Here is a 17,919-nt window from a genome sequence, read left to right on the forward strand (position 1 = left end):
TATAGTCGTGGCATTCCCGGGCGATGCCCGGCATGACGGAGACTTCAGCATGGCGGCTCAAGACACCCTGCCCCACGATCACCCGGTCGGCGATCGCCACCGGCAACTGATCGATGCGACCCGCGGCTACCCGCCCATCCGCACCGCCGTGGTCCACCCGTGTGACGAGCTGTCCCTGGGCGGAGCGCTGGCCGCCTGGCGCCAGGGAGTGATCGAGCCGCTGCTGGTCGGCCCGCGAGCCCGCATCGAGGCGACCGCCGAGAAGCTCGATGCCGATCTCGACGAATTGAGGATCGTCGATACCCCGCATAGCCATGCCTCGGCGGAAGCCGCCGTCAGGATCGCAGCCAGCGGCGAGGCGCGGGCGCTGATGAAAGGCGCCCTGCATACCGATGAGCTGATGAGCGTGGTGCTCGCCCGCGAGGCCGGCCTACGCAGCGAACGCCAGATGAGCCATATCTATGCGCTGGATGTCGCCAGCTACCCACGGCCGCTGCTGATTACCGATGGCGCCCTGCATATCCAGCCCGACCTGTCCGCCAAGCGCGACATCGTCCAGAACGCCATCGATCTCGCCCACGCGCTGGGCCTGGAGCGTCCCAGAGTGGCGATCCTCTCGGCGGTCGAGACCGTCAACCCACGCATCCCCTCGACGCTCGATGCCGCGGCGCTGTGCAAGATGAGTCAGCGCAGCCAGATCGCCGGCGGCGATCTCGACGGCCCGCTGGCCATCGACAACGCGGTTTCGGTAGCGGCGGCCCGCGCCAAGGGTCTCGACTCGGCGGTCGCCGGCCGCGCCGACGTTCTGGTGGCGCCCGATCTGGAAGCGGCCAACATGATCGCCAAACTGTTGATCCATCTCGCAGGCGCCCAGGCCGCCGGGCTGGTGATGGGGGCCCAGGTGCCGATCATGCTGACCAGCCGCAGCGACGATATCGCCACCCGTCTCGCATCGGCGGCGCTGGCCTGCCTGGTGGTACTGCACAGCGACAGCCAGCCATGAGCAGCCCGATCCTGACCATCAACGCCGGGTCGTCGTCGCTCAAGTTCGCGCTCTACGACCAGGGACGGCAGCGGCTTCGCGGGCTCGTCGAGCGTATTCACGAGGCGCCACGCCTCAGCCTTCACGAGGAGGCTGCCGGAACCGAGGGATTCACGGTCGAAGGCACCGGCCACGCCGCAGTCGCGCATGCCCTGCTGGATTGGCTGGAGGGCCACGTCGGCCAGGCGTCGTTCGCCGCCGTCGGCCATCGCGTCGTACATGGCGGTCGCACCCATGACCAGGCCCGGCGCGTCGACGCTGCCCTGCTGGACGAGCTCGACGAGCTGGTCCCGCTGGCTCCATTGCATCAGCCACAGGCACTGGCGATTATCCGGCAGATCCACGAACACTGGCCGGATCTGCCTCAGGTCGCCTGCTTCGATACCGCTTTCCATCGCACACAGCCATGGCTCAATCAGTGCTACGCGCTACCGCGCCAGCTGACCGACGAAGGCATCCAGCGCTATGGCTTTCACGGCCTGTCCTATGCGCATGTCGCCCGCCAGCTACCCGACCTGCTGGGCGAGCGGGCCCAGGGTCGTGTGCTGGTCGCCCATCTCGGCCACGGTTGCAGCATGTGCGCGATTCGCGATGGTCGGAGCCTAGCCACTTCGATGGGTTTCACGGCGCTCGAGGGTCTGATGATGGGACGTCGCGCCGGCAGCCTCGACCCCGGCGTGGTGCTCTACCTGCTACAGGGCAAGAGATGGAATGCCGAGCAAATCGAGCGGATGCTTTATCACGATAGCGGCCTCTACGGCGTCTCGGGCGGGATTTCCGACGACATGCGCGATCTGCTCGACAGTCCGGATGCACAGGCCCAGGAGGCGGTCGCCCTGTTCGTGCGTCGCGCAGTCCGTGAAGCGGGGGCGCTGATCGCGCTGCTCGGCGGACTCGATGCCCTCGTCTTCACGGCAGGCATCGGCGAAAAAGCCGCGGCGGTCCGGCGCGCCATCTGTGCCGAGCTAGGCTGGCTGGGCATCGCGCTCGACGATACCGCCAACGCCCATCACGCCCGGCGCCTGGATACCGGGCGCGGGCCGCGGGTCTGCGTGGTGACGGCCGACGAGGAAGCCGAGATCCACCACTCGGTCAGCGAGTGCCTGGCCATTGCCGGCGACTGAACATGCACGAATTCTTCAGCGTTGAATAACCCGGCGAGCAGTTGAAAGCTCATCCATGTCAAGCCCCTATACTAGGAATCAGTGGGACTTGGCGCTGAGCTGCTGCAAGGCCCGGACTTTCGGCCAACGCCATCGATCCATTGCGTCCAATAGGGCGCCGTTCGCCTCGATCGATCAATTTGATGCGAAACCCGCGCTTCTCGCGACGATCGGCCAAATCCCACGGACTCTGGCTACTCAAGGCACAGGCATGGAGCGCCAACGCATGCAATGCGAAGAATTCCTGCAGCAATTATGGCTGGATTACGTTCACTTGCACCCCGATCTGGGGTCGCTGGATTTCAAGCCATCGCCGAAAAACGCCGAATATCTGGTCATCGTCACCCTCAACCACGGTCCGTTCAGCGCCGAAGCCTTGCTGCCGACGCTCCGGCACTTCGGCTACCGCTGCGCCGGGCAGTACGCGATGGCCGATCGTGGCGTGCTGATAACGCTGCTCTCGCCCGCCACTCCCGGGCCGTGGCTGGTGCTCGGCGAACTCCAGCCCGGCACCCTGACGCGTGAACCGCGTCGGCAACTGGAAGCACTGGTCAACCAGGCGCAGCATTGCGATACCCGCGGTCAGAACCTGCTGTGCCGCGGCCGCCCTTGGCCGATGCCCGACTGGACGACGTATCAACAGTTGCGCCAGGCCCACCCGCTGGCCGCCTGGCTGGCGGCGCTGGGCCCACGGCTGCACCATGCCGGCTTCGATTGCGACAGCCTCGGCCATCCCCTCGAGGCGCTCGACCAGCGATTGCAACAGGCGGGCCTGATCCGCTCCAGCGATCGTCAATCAGGGGTCTTCCCGGTGTCGGCATTGCTCGATTATCGCTTCTATCCCGCCTGCACCCGTCGCCTGGCCTTCGCCGACGGCGACGAACATCGCATCGCGCTGGGCGGCATCGCCATGGTCCAGAAGCGCCTGAGCAACAACCATGAGCGTGCCGCCGAATTGCTGCTGCCCGAACATACCCGCTGTGCGATCGCCTGAAACGGCTCAGTCGGCCCGATCGGGGTAGATATGCCTGCCGGCCGCGCCGAGCGCCGCCCGCCCACGCCGCTCGGCGGGGTCCATCTGCTGCTCGGCCAATGCCTCGCCCCCGGTCGGCGCCTCGTTGAAAGCGGCGTTTTCGTAGTCATGATGGCTGAAGTCGAGTTCCAGCTGATGCGGCTCGTGGCGGGGATCGAGCTCGCTATGATAGTGCGGCGTCTCCAGAATCGGCATGGGCGCATAGGGCTCCTGGGCGATCGGCTCTTCGGTGACGCTCGGCGCATTGTACAGGCGCACCATCACGAATATCGCCAGCGCCAGCGCGGCGGCGCCGAGGAACAGCCACAGTCCTTCCGGCCCCAGCACCTGCATGACCAGCGAGGCGCTGAACGGACCGATGATCGAACCGATGCCATACCAGATCATCAGCTTGGCGTTGGCGGCGATGATTTCGGAAGGCCCGAGCCAGTCGTTGGTGTGCGCCAGGCTCAGCGAGTACAGCGTGAGCAGCATCGCCGTATGCAGGCAGGCCACGATCAGCAGCGCCAGATAGCTGTAGTTGGCGGCCAACGAGATGAAGGCCCCGGTCACCGCCATCACCGCGGCCATGCACAGGATTACCTTGCGCCGGTCGAGACGATCGGAAATCCGCCCCAATGACCATTGCGCAACCAGCGCGACCAGCGTGGTGGTGGCCATGAACTGGGCGGTCTGGCTCGTTGACAGCCCGATCTCCTGACCGAAGAACGGCGTCATGGCGAAGTATGCCTGAGCCATCAGGCCCGCGGTGAAAGCCCCCACCAGCCCCACCGGGGCCCGCTTGTACAGCTCCTTGAGCCTGATCTTGTGGGCCACGTCATGGCTCGACTGCGAAGGCCCGTGGATACGATGGATCGACAACGGCACCAGCGACAGCGCGAACAGCATGCCGGCCACCGAGAACAGCACGTAGGAAGCCGGGTCGGCGATGTTGAGCATCCACTGCCCCCCCCGCCAGCGACAGGGTCGAGATCACCAAGTACCAGCCCAGCACCTTGCCGCGGTTCTCGTTGTTCGATTCGCCCGAAACCCACGACTCCATCACCATCAGCAGGCCAGCGGTGGCCGCGCCCCCGGCGACCCGCCAGACCAACCAGGCCCAGGGGTTGATCCAGATGCCATGCAGCATTGCGGTAACCGCGAGCATCGCCGCACAGGCGGCGAATACCCGGATGTGCCCCACCGAACGGATGCGTTTTTCGAGAAAGTAGCTACCCAGCACGAAGCCCAGCGAGAAGCTCGACATCAACAGGCCCGCCATTTGCGACGGGAAGCCCTCCAGGGACATGCGCACCCCGAGCAGGGTCATGATCAGTCCGTGGCCGAGCAGGAAGCTTATTTCGCAGACGAAAAGAATCGGCAGGGTTGACGGCAAGCCGCGCAAGGGCGTCACCTCCAGTGCGATGGCGAAAAACGAGACCGCCGGAGCGGGTGAAAACCCGTCCGGCGGCTGGAATGCGCTAGCGATGATAGATTGTAGCCCGCGACCATTACTCCCACCAAGCCCGTTCTATCGGCCGGTGGTTATGCACGGCAACTGTATAAACCGTGTGGGCAATGGCTGGGCAATCGGCCCCGAGCCTTTAGTGGCGTACCTTGTTGGATGACATCTGCCTGCGCGACCAGCAACCACGACAACCCTGTCATCCGAAAGGCTCCTTGTCGAGCCGCCGAGCAATCGTGACAATTCTCCGGCAGCCGTTTTTCAATGATGGTGTCTTGCGCTGCACAAGCCGTGCCTCCGGGTCGTCACAAGCGCCCGTCATCGCTCACCGGCCGATCAGGCACCCAGGACCAACCCCGGCGCGCGCCAATCATAACCATCCCGGACAAGAAAAAGGAGCGGAAAGATGACCACGCCACTCTGGCAGCCTTCCCAGGCGAGCCTCGAAGCCACCCAGATGCATGCGCTGATGCAGCGCATCAACCGCGAGCATGGTCAATCCCTCGCCGATTACGCCGACCTGCATGCGTGGAGCATCGACAACCTCGAGCACTTCTGGCCGCTGGTCTGGGAATTGGGCGGGGTGATCGCCGAGCAGCGCGGCGACAGCGTGCTGGCGCGCCCCGATGCCATGCCCGGTGCGCGCTGGTTTCCCGAAGCACGACTCAACTTCGCCGAGAACCTGCTGCGCCGACGCGACGCCAAGCCGGCGTTGATCGCCTGCGACGAGCGCGGCCGCCGCCGCGAGCTGAGCCATGGCCAGCTCTACGAGCGGGTCGCCAGGCTCAGCCAGGCGCTGCGTGACAGCGGCGTCACTCCCGGCGATCGCGTCGCCGGTTTCGTGCCCAACAGCGAGCACGCGATCATCGGCATGCTCGCCACGGCCAGCATCGGTGCGGTGTGGTCGTCCTGCTCGCCGGATTTCGGCTTCAATGGCGTACTCGACCGCTTCGGCCAGATCCAGCCCAAGGTGCTGATCGCCACCGATGGCTACACCTGGAACGGCAAGTCGATCGATACCCGCGATCGCCTCGCCCGGATCAGCCAGGCGATCGATTCGCTCAACCAGGTCGTGGTGTTTCCCTTCCTCCACGACGAACCCGACATCGGGGATATCGACAAGGCCGTCGCCTGGGACGATTATCTCGACAATTCGGCCCGCGAGATCGCCTTCGAGGCGCAACCCTTCGACCACCCGCTGTACATCCTCTACTCCTCCGGCACCACCGGCGCGCCCAAGTGCATCGTCCATTCCGCCGGTGGCAGCCTGCTCCAGCATCTCAAGGAGCAACGCCTGCATACCGACCTCGACGCCGACGACGTGCTGTTCTACTACACCACCTGCGGCTGGATGATGTGGAACTGGCTGGTCTCGGGCCTGGCCTGCGAGGCGACCCTGGTGCTGTTCGACGGCTCCCCGTTCGCGCCGAACCCGCAGGTGCTCTGGGAGATCGCCGCGCGCGAGCGCATCAGCGTGTTCGGCACCAGCGCCAAGTACATCGCCGCCTGCGAGAAGCAGGGCCTGGCGCCCGGGCAGGACCACGACCTGTCGGCGCTGCGCGCGGTGCTCTCCACCGGCTCGGCGCTGGCCCACGAATCGTTCGACTACGTCTACCGCGACATCAAGCGCGAGCTGCTGCTGGCCTCGATCTCCGGCGGCACCGACATCGTCTCGTGCTTCGCGCTGGGCTGTCCGATCCGCCCGGTCTACCGCGGCCAGTTGCAGTGCCGCGGGCTGGGCATGGCGGTCGACGTATTCGATGACGACGGCAATCCGCTGCGCGGCGAGAAAGGCGAGCTGGTGTGCACCCGGCCCTTTCCGTCGATGCCGGTGGGCTTCTGGAACGACCCCGACGGCGAGCGCTACCGCGAGGCGTACTTCTCGACCTTCCCGGGCATCTGGGCGCACGGCGACTACGCCGAGATCACCGCCGAGGACGGCCTGATCATCCATGGCCGCTCCGATGCGGTACTCAATCCCGGCGGCGTGCGCATCGGCACCGCCGAGATCTACCGCCAGGTGGAAAAGGTCGAGGGCGTGCTGGAATCGTTGTGCATCGGCCAGGAATGGCAGGATGACGTGCGCGTGATCCTGTTCGTGCGGCTGAAGGAAGGCGTCACCCTCGACGACGCACTGCGCGACGAGATCAAGCGCACCATCCGCGCCAATACCACACCGCGGCACGTGCCGGCGCGCATCATCCAGGTCGCCGACATTCCCCGCACGCTGTCGGGCAAGATCGTCGAGCTTGCGGTGCGCAATGTCGTGCATGGTCGACCGGTCAAGAATCAGGACGCGCTGGCCAACCCCGAGGCGCTGACGCTGTATAAGGACTTGCCCGAGCTGCAGCACTGAACGGCGACGTCCGTTGGCTGGGCAATATGCCACTCACGCCGGCGCCAAGCATTGGCCAGCGTGAGTGGCGCAAGGCTGGGCAGCTTCTCGCGCTTGCAGTAGCATGACCGCCAAGTCACTGATGGAGAATGGCATGTCGACCCTGAAGGGGCTCGTCAGCCTGCTACTGCTGATTTTCTGCACGCTGTTCTGGGGCGTTCCACTGCTAATCCTGACAACGCTCAAGCTGATCACCCCGACCCGCCGCCTGCGCCTGCACGTGCTCGGCGGGCTCAATCAGGTTGCGCTGGCCTGGCTGGGCACCAACCTGTGGTGGATGCGACGCTGGATTCGTCCGCTCCTCGACATCCACGTTCCCGAGGGGCTGTCTCCTCACCAATGGTGGCTGGTGATCGCCAATCACCGCAGCTGGACCGATATCTTCGTGCTGCAGATGGCGCTGCATCGGCGGATTCCCATGCCGCGCTTCTTCATCAAGCGCGAGCTGATCTGGGTGCCGATCGTCGGCATCGCCTTCTGGGCACTGGAATTCCCCTTCATGCGCCGCTACAAGCGCCACCAGCTGGCCCGCAACCCGGCTCTGGCCGAACGAGACCGGCGGGCTACCAAGCGGCTCTGCGAACACGCCCAGCAGATGCCGGTGGCCATCTACAACTTCGTCGAAGGCACGCGCTTCACGTCCGCCAAGCAACGCGCGCAGGATAGCCCCTATCGCCACCTGCTGCGCCCCAAGGCCGGCGGTAGCGCCCAGGTCATCAACCTGCTAGGTACGCGACTCAACGGGGTCCTCGACGTGACCCTGAGCTATGCCCGGAAGCGCCCCAACTTCTGGGACTTTCTCTGCGGTCGCGAAGGACCGATGACGCTTTACGCCCGTCATATCGAGTTGCCGACATGGATGCTCGGTGGCGATTACCATCAGGACCCGCACTACAAGGAACGCTTTCAGCAATGGCTCAACGCTCTGTGGCAGGAAAAGGACGCCAGACTCGACTCGCTGCGCTGATCCTGCTTCTGCTTGTGCTGAGCGGTTGCGCCTCGCAGTCGCGGCCCGCGGTCAACGGCGGGCCGCTCGCCGGTAACTGGGTGAGCATTCGCCCCGGCGATACGCTCGGCGAACTGGCGCGCCGCGCCGATGTCCCGCTGTTGCGCCTGCAACGCTTCAATCCCGGCGTCAAGGCCCGCCAGTTGCGGGTCGGCCAGCGCATCCTGATCCCCACGCAACGCGAGCGCGCCCCGGGTGGCGGGCCGTATCGCTATCAGATACGGCCCGGCGATACGTATACCGAAGTGGCGCGGCTTTTCGACACGACAGCGGCGCGCATTCAGGCCGCCAACCCACGACTGTCCCCTGGCCAGCTCAGGGTTGGCCAACTCATCAAGGTTCCCCTGTCGGGCCCGTCCGCCGGGAGCACCGCCAGTCGCCCCCGGCCCGCGAAACCCGCCTCGACCCGCACCGCCAGCCTGCCCGACCCCGGCCCGTTGCCCAAGCAGCAAAAGAACTGGCCCTGGCCGCTCGACGATTATCGCCTGGTGCGCGGTTTCGGACCCGATTCGCGCGGCACCCTTCAGCCCATGCTGCTGGCCACCCAGCAGGGCAAGCAGGCGCAGGCGGTCGCCGATGGCGAGGTCAGCTTCGCCAACTCCATGCGCCAGCTCGGCCGGGTGGTGATCGTACATCACCCCGGCAATCTGCAGAGCGTCTACGCCCTGTGCGGCGAACTCAAGGTCAAGGAAGGCCAGTCGGTCAAGGCCGGCACGCCGCTGTGCACGGTCAGCCGCAACGCCACCACCGGCCGCTACGATCTGCTGTTCGACGTGCGTTACGGCGGCAAGCCCATCGACCCTCGCAAGGTGCTGCGCTGAGCCGCGTCACTGACTCTTAACGCCCTTGTCGCACGGCTGTCATTGCCGTTTGCGATGCTGACGACGTTCAGCACGACGAGGGATACCGCATGCGCCTCGCCATGGTCAGCGAAACCTGGGCCCCCGACATCAATGGGGTCGCTCATACACTCCATCAACTCAGCCAGGCACTGATCCAGCGCGGTGTGACGCTGCAACTGATCCGCCCCCGCCCCTTCCAACCCGGCAATGCGGCGGGCATGGAGCACGAGCTGCAGGTCACCGGATTTCGCGCCCCGACCTACCCCGACGTGCGCCTCGGCATGCCGGCGCGCAAGGCGCTGACCCGGCTGTGGCGAGAAGCCCCTCCCGACGCCATTTATATCGCCACCGAAGGCCCGCTGGGCTGGGCGGCACTCAACCTCGCCAGGCGGCTGGGCATCCCCGCCGTCAGCGGCTTTCACACCAACTTCGATCACTACGCCGGCGACTATGGCCTGTGCTGGCTCGAAGCGCCGATACGCGCCACGCTGCGCTATTTTCACAACCGCAGCCAGGCCACGCTGGTGCCGACCGAACAACGCGCCGCGGAGCTCCGCGAGGCCGGCTTCAAGCGCGTGCGAGTCATGGGCCGCGGCATCGATGCCGAGCACTTCGGCCCGCACAAGCGCGACATTGAGTTGCGCCGACGCTGGGGCGTCGGCGCGCACCAGCCGGTGGCGTTGCATGTCGGCCGGATCGCCCAGGAAAAGAACCTCGATCTGCTGGTCGAGACCTTCACGGCGATGCAGGCCGTGCAGCCCGATCTTCAACCGCTGGTGGTCGGCGATGGGCCTCAGCGGGCAGCACTTGAGAAGCGCCTGCCCGGCACAATCTTCACCGGTTTCATCGACAACGAGTCGCTGGCTCGCCATTACGCCAGCGCCGATCTGTTCGTCTTCCCCTCGCGCTCGGAGACCTACGGCAACGTGGTCGCCGAAGCCATGGCCAGCGGCCTGGGCATCGTAGCCTTCGATTACGCGGCCGCCGCCATGCTGATCGACCACGATCGCAATGGCCTCAAGGCCGACTTCCACGATAGCGCCGCCTTCGTCGCCCATGCCGCGGCGCTGTGTCGCAATTCCGCCCAGACCGCGTGGCTGGGACGCGCCGCTCGCCAACGGGTCGAGCGGCAGGCCTGGTCACGGGTTGCCGATGACTTTCTCGCCACCCTGCTACAGGTTCAGGAGACGGCACATGGAAAACCGTACTCTGCAGGCATTTGAACGACTCGATCTGCTCGAATGGCAGACTTGCCACCGCCTGGCCGGCTATAGCCGCCACTGGCCGCTGCTGCTGACGATGCGCATCGCCAGCCGACTGGGCGACTGGCCGATCTGGGCCGTGCTGATCGCCTCTCAGGCGCTGCTCCACGGTATCCGCGGTTGGTGGCTAACCCTGCAATTCGCGCTGACCGCCGGCGTCGCGGCGCTGATCTATCGGCTGGTCAAGACCCGGCTGTGTCGCGAAAGACCGTTTATCACCTTCAAGCAGATCGCCTGCACCATGCCGCCGATGGATAGATACAGCTTCCCCAGCGGGCATACCATGCACGCGGTGGCGTTCACCACGCTGACCGCCGATAGCGCGCCCTGGCTACTCGCGGTGATCGCGCCCTTGGCGGTGCTGATCGCAATGTCGCGGGTGGTGCTGGGGTTGCACTATCTCAGCGATGTCGCGGCCGGCGCCCTGCTCGGCTACCTGATCGCCGAGACCAGCCTGTGGCTGTGGCCGGCGACGCCTCTGTAGACAGGCCCGCTTTCGGCTAGCCAACGCCGAATGCGCGTGACACGCTTAAAGCATGCCGTTCATCGCCACGTCAGGCTGGGAAGTCTTGCTATCCCGGCCTCCGCTACTGCTTTATCGCCACTGCCTGGATGCCGAGCGGGCCGATGCCCTGCTGGCACGCCTCGAGCGCGAGCTTGAGTGGCAGCGCCCCGAGCTGACGCTCTACGGGCGGCGCCGTCCCATACCGCGCAGCCAGGTGTGGATGGGCGATCCCGAGGCCAGCTACCGCTATTCACAGCGGGATTTCCAACCCGAGGCCTGGCATCCGGCGGTGCGCGAGCTGGGCGATCGCGTCCAGTCGCGGGTCGCCGAACACGACCCCGACGTGCGCTTCAACAGCGTGCTGATCAACCGCTACGCCAGCGGTGACGAGCGCATGGGCTGGCACAGCGACGACGAACCCGAACTCGGCTCAGCGCCGCTGGTCGCCGCGCTGAGCCTGGGCGCCGAACGGCCGCTGCGCTTTCGCCATCGCCATGAACCGCGCCAGGCCTTCAATGTCTGGCTTCCCCACGCCAGCCTGCTGCTCATGGGGCGCGGCTGTCAGCGCGTTCTCCAGCATGCGCTGCTGCCGCGGGCGATTCCCGGGGTCCGTCTCAGCCTGACCTTTCGTCAGGTACATGGACCCGGCACCCCGCCGTCGACTTGAACGACTGGAAAAAAAAGGCCACCCGATTGGGGGGCCTTTGAACAAGATAACGGTATAAGAAGTCTACTATAACGCCTTTCAGCCGCGATGATAGCCCGGCGTGACGAAGGGCATCTTGCTGATCGTCATCGCCAGGCGCTTGCCGCGCACTTCGGCATAGACCACGTTATCGATCTCGGCGGATTCGCTGGCGACATAGCCCATCGCCACCGGCCTGCCCAGCGTCGGGCCGAAACCGCCCGAGGTCACTTGACCGATCGAGTGGCCATCGGCGTCGAACAGCTCCGCACCCTCGCGGACCGGTGCCCGCCCTTCACCGAGCAGGCCGACACGCTTGCGCCGGTGATCGCGGGCCTGCAATTGATGCAGAATCACGTCCGCGCCCAGAAAGCCCGCCTCGCGCTCGCCGCCGATACGCCGGGGCTTGCCGACCGCCCAGATCAGGTTGGCCTCGATCGGCGTGGTGGTCTGATCGATATCGTGGCCGTACAGACACAGCCCCGCCTCGAGGCGCAGCGAGTCGCGCGCGCCCAGGCCGATCACCTCGACCTCGGGTTGCGCCAGCAACATCCGCGCCAGACGCTCGGCGTCCTCGGTGGGCACCGAGATTTCGAAGCCGTCCTCGCCGGTATAGCCACTGCGGCTGATCCATACCGGGATGGCGTCGATCGCGAAACGCTCGTGCTGCATGAATGTCAGTTCGCAAGCCGCGGGGCAAAGCCTGCGCATCACGGCGGCGGCCTGCGGCCCCTGAAGGGCGAGCAGGCCGCGGTCGAGCTCCTCGATCCGATAGTCGCCACCCAGGCCGGTGCGCAGGTGGGCGATGTCCTGGGCCTTGCAGGCGGCGTTGACCACCAGGTAAAGCTGGCCGTCGCCGGCGTTGACCACCATCAGGTCGTCGAGGATGCCGCCCCCGGTCCCCGTGAACAGCGCATAGCGCTGAGTGCCTTGTGCCAGCCCGACGATATCCGCACAGACCAGGCTCTCCAGGGCCTGCGCCGGATGCGGCCCGTGCACCACAACCTGACCCATGTGCGACACATCGAACAGCCCACAGGCCGCGCGGGTGTGCTCGTGCTCCTTCTTGACCCCCAAGGGATATTGCACCGGCATCCGGTAGCCGGCGAATTCCACCATCTTGCCACCCAGTTCGAGGTGCAGGTCGTATAGCGGGGTCGTGCGCAGATCGGTCATGATTGCTCCAGGGTCAGGTTGTTGGGCGGTCTCAGCGACCGAGGTCTTCGCCGGGCAGCACCGTCTTGCCGGCAAAGTAGTCCCGCGACAGCTTGAAGACCACCGGAGACAGCAGCGCCAGAGCGATCAGGTTGGGTATCGCCATCAGCGCGTTGAAGACACTCGCCATCAGCCACACGAACTCGAGCGGGGCGACGGCGCCGGCGAAAATCGCCAGAATGTAGATCACCCGATAGACCTTGATCGAGGCGACGCCGAACAGGTATTCACAGCATTTCTCGCCATAGAAGGCCCAGCCGAGGATAGTCGTGAAGGCGAACACCGCCAGCGCGAAGGACACCACGTATTGGCCGACCCCCGGCAGCGAGCCGTCGAACGCGATGCCCGTCAGCGCGGCGCCGGTCTCGCCGGAAGTCCACTCGGCGCTGGTCAGGATCGCCAGCGCCGTCACCGAACACACCACGATGGTATCGATGAAGGTGCCGAGCATCGCCACCAGGCCCTGGCGAACCGGATTCTTGGTCTGCGCCGCGGCATGGGCGATCGGCGCGCTGCCGAGCCCCGCCTCGTTGGAGAATACTCCCCGCGCCACGCCATACTGGATCGCCTTGGCCACCGCGGCGCCGGCAAAGCCACCGGCAGCGGACACCGGCGTGAAGGCATACTTGAAGATCAGCCCCAGCGCCGCGCCAATCTGATCGGCGTTGATGATCACCACCAGCAGGCCACAGACGATATAGGCGATGGCCATGATCGGTACCAGCTTGCCGGCGACCTTGGCGATGCGCTTGATGCCGCCGAGGATCACCGCGCCGGCCAGCACCATGATCACTACCCCGGTCAGCCAGTGCGGCATGCCCAGCGATTCGCTGAGGCCATCGGCAACCGAGTTCGACTGCACGGTGTTACCGATACCGAAGGCCGCCACCGCGCCGAAAAATGCAAACAGCCCGCCCAGCCAGGCCCACTTTCTGCCCAGGCCATTGCGGATGTAGTACATCGGGCCGCCGACATGATCGCCCGCCTCGTCGACCTCGCGATAGCGCACCGCCAGGACCGCCTCGGAGAACTTGGTGGCCATGCCCACCAGGGCGGTGATCCACATCCAGAACACCGCGCCCGGGCCACCCAGGAAGATCGCGGTGGCCACGCCGGCGATATTGCCGGTGCCGATGGTCGCCGACAGCGAGGTCATCAAGGCGTTGAAGGGCGAGACCTCCCCCTCCTTCTCGTCGCCCTCGGCGGTGGTCCGCCCCTGCCAGAGCAGCTTGAAGCCCGTCCCCAGCTTGCGAAGGGGCATGATCTTCAGGCCCAACTGCAGATAGAGGCCTACCCCCAGCAGCAGGACCAGCATCAAAGGCCCCCATACCACGCCCTCGACGGCTGAAAAAAAGTTGGTCAATGCATCCACGTCCGTTCTCCCCTAGCGGTTGTTGTCTTGGCAATTATCAAGCCGAGTGTGGGCTCGCGACGAGCGTAAGCAAGCAAGCACCCGGCGGAATTCGCTATTATGACGCCAAATTCAAGTTGGAAAACCCGACTTTCTGCTGGTTTGCATCAATAATGCAGAGTCCCACGGAGCAAAGGTGGCACGTGGGATCCGGATAATTGTTTCTTTTAGGAAACGCGACAACATTACCGAGCGTCAGCGCGAATCACAAGGACTCGACTTCACCCGCGTCGCCGTTGCGAGCGCCACGCTCCGAACATGCCCTTTTCACGCTGCGTACGCACCCATGGGGCCTGGATGCGGCAAGGTCTGCTGCACACTGACTGGACTTGCCCGGCAAATCTGCCCACCCTTACTCTGACGGTCAGGTCATAGCCTCTCGGAAGCGTCTTGCCAGGCCCTGCGTTGGCGGCCAAAGGCTCGCCAACCGATGCTTTTCGCGATACGATTCCCCGATAAGAAAACTTCTTTTCGTATAGGAAAACCTCATGAGCAACATTCCCGCAAACCTGCGCTACACCGAAAGCCACGAGTGGGTCCTCGACAATGGCGACGGCACGTTGACCATCGGGATCACCGACCATGCCCAGGAGGCGCTGGGCGACGTGGTCTTCGTCGAGCTGCCCGAAGTGGGGCGCGCGCTCGACAAGGGCGAGGAGTTTGGCGTGATCGAGTCGGTCAAGGCCGCCTCGGATCTGTACGCGCCGCTGGATGGAGAAATCGTCGCCATCAACGAAGCGCTCGAGGACGCGCCGGAAACGGTCAATAGCTCGCCCTACGAGGATGGCTGGCTGCTTACCCTCAAAACCGGCGACAGCGACGCGCTCGATGACTTGCTCGATGACTTGCTCGATGCCGACGCCTATGCCGCCATCGTCGACGCAGAAGCGTGAATTCGACGGGGCGGGCAGCGCGCCCGCCCTTCCATCATTCGTTTGATGACGTCTTTTCCCGGGCCTGACCGCCCCTCTTTCCTTCAGGGTGCTGCATGTCTACAGACAACCGTCGCCTGGCCGAGCTGGTCAGTCATGATGCCTTCGTTCAACGTCACAACGGCCCCGATGCCGACGATGCGCATGCCATGCTCGCCGCGCTCGATGTCGCCGACATGGCCGCGCTGATCGACAAGACCATTCCCGCGGGCATTCGGCTCGACCGCGAACTCGCCCTCGAAGCCCCGCGCGGCGAGGCGGAAGCGCTGGATTACCTGAAGCGCCTGGCCCGCCAGAACAAGGTCTTCAAGACCTACATCGGCCAGGGCTATTACAACACCCACACCCCGGCGGTGATCGTGCGCAACGTGCTCGAGAACCCGGGCTGGTATACCGCCTATACGCCCTACCAGCCGGAGATCGCCCAGGGTCGTCTGGAGGGACTGCTCAATTTCCAGCAGATGGTCATGGATCTCACCGGCATGGACCTGGCCAACGCTTCGCTGCTCGATGAGGCCACCGCCGCCGCCGAGGCCATGGCGCTGTGCCGGCGGGCCAACAGGAAGGTCAAGAGCGAGCGCTTCTTCGTCGCCGACGACGTCTTTGCGCAAACGCTCGACGTGTTGCGCACCCGCGCCACCTACCTGGGCATCGAACTCATCGTCGATCGTGCCGAGGCGGTCGCCGAGCATGAGGTCTTCGGCGCGCTGTTCCAGTATCCCGGCGATGGCGGCCGCGTACACGACCTGGCGACGCTGATCGGTGCCGCCAAGGACAACCAGGCGATGGCCTGCGTGGCCGCCGACCTGATGAGCCTGGCGCTGCTCAAGGAACCCGGCGCGCTGGGCGCCGATATCGTGCTCGGCAACTCGCAGCGCTTCGGCGTGCCGATGGGTTTCGGCGGCCCGCATGCGGCCTTCTTCGCCACCACCGACAAGCACAAGCGCTCGATCCCGGGACGCATCATCGGCGTGTCCAAGGACAGCCGCGGCAATACCGCCCTGCGCATGGCCATGCAGACCCGCGAGCAGCATATCCGCCGCGAGAAGGCGACCTCCAACATCTGCACCGCCCAGGCCCTGCTGGCCAACATCGCCGGCTTCTACGCCGTCTATCACGGCGCCGAGGGCCTGCGCACCATCGCCACGCGCATCCATCGGCTGACCTGTATTCTCGCCGAGGGCCTCGCGCGCAAGGGCGTGAGCCTCGAACACGACAGCTGGTTCGACACCCTGACGCTCACCGGCGTCGATGTCGGCAAGATCCACGGCCGCGCGCTGACTCACGAGATCAACCTGCGCCTGCATGACGACGGCCGGGTCGGCGTCAGCCTCGACGAGACCACCACCCCTGCCGATGTCGCGGTGCTGTTCGACGTGCTGCTCGGCGAGGAGCACGAACTGTCGGTCAGCGCACTCGACGAGGCGCTCGTCGCCGAGGGCCGCGACGGCATTCCGACGGGCTATCACCGCGAGAGCGAATATCTTACGCACCCCAACTTCAATCGCTACCGCAGCGAGACCGAGATGCTGCGCTATCTCAAGCGCCTGGAGAATCGCGACCTGTCGCTGACCCACGCGATGATTCCGCTGGGCTCGTGCACCATGAAGCTCAACGCCACCAGCGAGATGATCCCGATCACCTGGCCGGAGTTCGCTCAGACCCACCCCTTCGCGCCCAACGATCAGACCGTCGGCTACAAGCAGATGATCGATGAACTGGCGGCGTTTCTGGTCGAGATCACCGGTTACGATCACATCTCCATGCAGCCCAACTCCGGCGCCCAGGGCGAATACGCGGGGCTGGTGGCGATCCGCCGCTACCAGGCCGACATCGGCGAGGGCCATCGCGATATCTGCCTGATCCCGAGCTCGGCGCACGGCACCAATCCCGCCTCGGCGGCGATGGCGCAGATGAAAGTGGTGGTGGTCGAGTGCGACGACAGCGGCAACATCGACGTCGTTGACCTGCGCGCCAAGGCCGAACAGCACAGCGACACGCTCTCGGCGATCATGATCACCTACCCCTCCACCCACGGCGTGTTTGAGGAGACGGTGCGCGAGGTGTGCCGGATCGTGCACGAGCATGGCGGCCAGGTATATATCGACGGCGCCAACATGAACGCCCAGGTGGGGCTGTGCCGCCCCGGCGATTTCGGCGGCGATGTCTCGCACCTTAACCTGCACAAGACGTTCTGCATCCCGCACGGCGGCGGCGGCCCGGGCATGGGACCGATCGGCGTCAAGGCGCATCTTGCGCCATTCGTGTCCAACCACGTGGTCACGCCGATCGCCGGGGTGCGCGAGGCGTGCGGCGCGGTCTCGGCGGCGGCCTACGGCAGCGCCTCGATCCTGCCGATCTCGTGGGCCTACATCAAGATGATGGGCGCACGCGGGCTGCGCGAGGCGACCGAGCTGGCGATCCTCAATGCCAACTACATCGCCCGGCGTCTCGCCGAGCACTATCCGGTGCTCTATCGCGGCGCCAACGGCATGGTGGCCCACGAGTGCATCATCGACACTCGCCCGCTCAAGACGAGTTCGGGGATCAGCGAGGAAGACATCGCCAAGCGCCTGATGGACTACGGCTTCCATGCGCCGACCATGTCGTTCCCGGTGCCCGGCACGTTGATGATCGAGCCCACCGAGTCGGAATCGCGCTACGAAATCGAGCGCTTCTGCGAGGCGATGATCGCGATTCGCGAGGAAATAAGACGAGTCGAGGACGGCGAATGGAGCCTCGCGGACAACCCGCTGGTCAATGCCCCGCACACCATGGCCGATCTGCGCGACGCCGAGTGGCCGCATGCCTATTCCCGCGAGCTGGCGGCGTTCCCGTCGCAGGCCACCAAGACCGGAAAAATCTGGCCGGCGGTCAATCGCGTCGACAACGTGTTCGGTGATCGCAACCTGATCTGCTCGTGCCCGAGCATCGACGAATACCGCGACTGACGGCATCTGACTCAACGAACCGGTGCCAGGGCG

15 protein-coding genes are annotated in these 17,919 nt (G+C 65.4%); 11 read left to right on the forward strand and 4 right to left on the reverse strand.

Features of this window, described 5'->3' with window-relative positions; translation table 11 throughout:
• Nucleotides 1–49: 49 nt before the first annotated feature.
• The 3 genes from K7I12_RS01365 (at nt 50) to K7I12_RS01375 (ending at nt 3,199) form a co-directional block, all read left to right on the forward strand.
• Nucleotides 50–1,003 (forward strand): bifunctional enoyl-CoA hydratase/phosphate acetyltransferase, encoded by a 954-nt coding sequence (locus tag K7I12_RS01365; RefSeq protein WP_035575198.1) that lies wholly within the window; start codon nt 50–52, stop codon nt 1,001–1,003.
• On the forward strand, nt 1,000–2,166 hold the full coding sequence (locus K7I12_RS01370) for an acetate/propionate family kinase (RefSeq protein ID WP_031383442.1): 1,167 nt from the start codon (nt 1,000–1,002) through the stop codon (nt 2,164–2,166). Before K7I12_RS01365 ends, K7I12_RS01370 begins: the two co-directional genes overlap by 4 nt.
• Nucleotides 2,167–2,431: 265 nt before the next feature.
• Nucleotides 2,432–3,199 carry a DUF1338 family protein gene (locus K7I12_RS01375; protein ID WP_031383441.1) on the forward strand — a complete coding sequence of 256 codons (768 nt, stop codon included), beginning with the start codon at nt 2,432–2,434 and terminating at the stop codon, nt 3,197–3,199.
• 6 nt (nt 3,200–3,205) lie between these two features.
• Here K7I12_RS01375 and K7I12_RS01380 read toward each other — a convergent pair whose 3' ends face one another.
• Both K7I12_RS01380 and K7I12_RS01385 read right to left on the reverse strand, forming a co-directional pair.
• Nucleotides 3,206–4,168: an MFS transporter gene (locus K7I12_RS01380; RefSeq protein ID WP_231662818.1), complete on the reverse strand. Its 963-nt coding sequence runs from the start codon at nt 4,166–4,168 to the stop codon at nt 3,206–3,208.
• On the reverse strand, nt 4,056–4,622 hold the full coding sequence (locus tag K7I12_RS01385) for an MFS transporter (RefSeq protein ID WP_231662760.1): 567 nt from the start codon (nt 4,620–4,622) through the stop codon (nt 4,056–4,058). Before K7I12_RS01385 ends, K7I12_RS01380 begins: the two co-directional genes overlap by 113 nt.
• A gap of 466 nt (nt 4,623–5,088) precedes the next feature.
• Between K7I12_RS01385 and K7I12_RS01390 the strand changes: the two genes are divergently transcribed.
• From K7I12_RS01390 to K7I12_RS01415, 6 genes are all read left to right on the forward strand, one after another.
• Nucleotides 5,089–7,038: an acetoacetate--CoA ligase gene (locus K7I12_RS01390; RefSeq protein ID WP_231662761.1), complete on the forward strand. Its 1,950-nt coding sequence runs from the start codon at nt 5,089–5,091 to the stop codon at nt 7,036–7,038.
• 133 nt (nt 7,039–7,171) lie between these two features.
• Complete coding sequence (locus tag K7I12_RS01395) at nt 7,172–8,044, forward strand: acetyltransferase (protein ID WP_031383438.1); 873 nt, start codon at nt 7,172–7,174, stop codon at nt 8,042–8,044.
• The gene (locus K7I12_RS01400; RefSeq protein ID WP_231662762.1) at nt 7,990–8,904 is read left to right on the forward strand and encodes a LysM peptidoglycan-binding domain-containing protein; all 915 of its coding nucleotides are present in this window, start codon (nt 7,990–7,992) and stop codon (nt 8,902–8,904) included. The genes K7I12_RS01395 and K7I12_RS01400 overlap by 55 nt, the downstream gene beginning before the upstream one ends.
• An 89-nt stretch (nt 8,905–8,993) precedes the next feature.
• Nucleotides 8,994–10,148, forward strand: coding sequence for a glycosyltransferase family 4 protein (locus K7I12_RS01405; RefSeq protein ID WP_231662764.1), 1,155 nt, complete (start codon nt 8,994–8,996; stop codon nt 10,146–10,148).
• The gene (locus K7I12_RS01410; RefSeq protein ID WP_031383436.1) at nt 10,120–10,671 is read left to right on the forward strand and encodes a phosphatase PAP2 family protein; all 552 of its coding nucleotides are present in this window, start codon (nt 10,120–10,122) and stop codon (nt 10,669–10,671) included. Before K7I12_RS01405 ends, K7I12_RS01410 begins: the two co-directional genes overlap by 29 nt.
• Nucleotides 10,672–10,723: 52 nt before the next feature.
• Nucleotides 10,724–11,359 (forward strand): alpha-ketoglutarate-dependent dioxygenase AlkB family protein, encoded by a 636-nt coding sequence (locus tag K7I12_RS01415; protein ID WP_031383435.1) that lies wholly within the window; start codon nt 10,724–10,726, stop codon nt 11,357–11,359.
• Nucleotides 11,360–11,437: 78 nt separating this feature from the next.
• Here K7I12_RS01415 and gcvT read toward each other — a convergent pair whose 3' ends face one another.
• Nucleotides 11,438–12,553, reverse strand: coding sequence for a glycine cleavage system aminomethyltransferase GcvT (gcvT, locus tag K7I12_RS01420; RefSeq protein ID WP_231662766.1), 1,116 nt, complete (start codon nt 12,551–12,553; stop codon nt 11,438–11,440).
• Between the two features lie 31 nt (nt 12,554–12,584).
• Complete coding sequence (locus K7I12_RS01425; protein ID WP_031383434.1) at nt 12,585–13,964, reverse strand: alanine/glycine:cation symporter family protein; 1,380 nt, start codon at nt 13,962–13,964, stop codon at nt 12,585–12,587.
• Nucleotides 13,965–14,491: 527 nt separating this feature from the next.
• Here K7I12_RS01425 and gcvH point away from each other — a divergent pair.
• A complete protein-coding gene (gene gcvH, locus K7I12_RS01430) occupies nt 14,492–14,896 on the forward strand; it encodes a glycine cleavage system protein GcvH (RefSeq protein ID WP_031383433.1) in 405 nt (134 codons plus the stop codon).
• 95 nt (nt 14,897–14,991) lie between these two features.
• Nucleotides 14,992–17,886: an aminomethyl-transferring glycine dehydrogenase gene (gcvP, locus tag K7I12_RS01435; protein WP_231662769.1), complete on the forward strand. Its 2,895-nt coding sequence runs from the start codon at nt 14,992–14,994 to the stop codon at nt 17,884–17,886.
• Nucleotides 17,887–17,919: the final 33 nt, after the last annotated feature.

Source organism: Halomonas sp. IOP_31, assembly GCF_021151495.1.
In the GTDB taxonomy this organism is placed as follows: domain Bacteria; phylum Pseudomonadota; class Gammaproteobacteria; order Pseudomonadales; family Halomonadaceae; genus Modicisalibacter; species Modicisalibacter zincidurans.

Excerpts from the sequence above, each read along its gene's own strand:
- K7I12_RS01390 (WP_231662761.1), top strand. The coding sequence starts at position 5,089 with ATGACCACGCCACTCTGGCAGCCTTCCCAGGCGAGCCTCGAAGCCACC.
- K7I12_RS01365 (WP_035575198.1), top strand. The coding sequence starts at position 50 with ATGGCGGCTCAAGACACCCTGCCCCACGATCACCCGGTCGGCGATCGC.
- K7I12_RS01410 (WP_031383436.1), top strand. The coding sequence starts at position 10,120 with ATGGAAAACCGTACTCTGCAGGCATTTGAACGACTCGATCTGCTCGAA.
- K7I12_RS01375 (WP_031383441.1), top strand. The coding sequence starts at position 2,432 with ATGCAATGCGAAGAATTCCTGCAGCAATTATGGCTGGATTACGTTCAC.
- gcvP (WP_231662769.1), top strand. The coding sequence starts at position 14,992 with ATGTCTACAGACAACCGTCGCCTGGCCGAGCTGGTCAGTCATGATGCC.
- K7I12_RS01415 (WP_031383435.1), top strand. The coding sequence starts at position 10,724 with ATGCCGTTCATCGCCACGTCAGGCTGGGAAGTCTTGCTATCCCGGCCT.
- K7I12_RS01405 (WP_231662764.1), top strand. The coding sequence starts at position 8,994 with ATGCGCCTCGCCATGGTCAGCGAAACCTGGGCCCCCGACATCAATGGG.
- gcvT (WP_231662766.1), bottom strand. The coding sequence starts at position 12,553 with ATGACCGATCTGCGCACGACCCCGCTATACGACCTGCACCTCGAACTG.
- K7I12_RS01400 (WP_231662762.1), top strand. The coding sequence starts at position 7,990 with ATGGCTCAACGCTCTGTGGCAGGAAAAGGACGCCAGACTCGACTCGCT.
- gcvH (WP_031383433.1), top strand. The coding sequence starts at position 14,492 with ATGAGCAACATTCCCGCAAACCTGCGCTACACCGAAAGCCACGAGTGG.
- K7I12_RS01395 (WP_031383438.1), top strand. The coding sequence starts at position 7,172 with ATGTCGACCCTGAAGGGGCTCGTCAGCCTGCTACTGCTGATTTTCTGC.
- K7I12_RS01370 (WP_031383442.1), top strand. The coding sequence starts at position 1,000 with ATGAGCAGCCCGATCCTGACCATCAACGCCGGGTCGTCGTCGCTCAAG.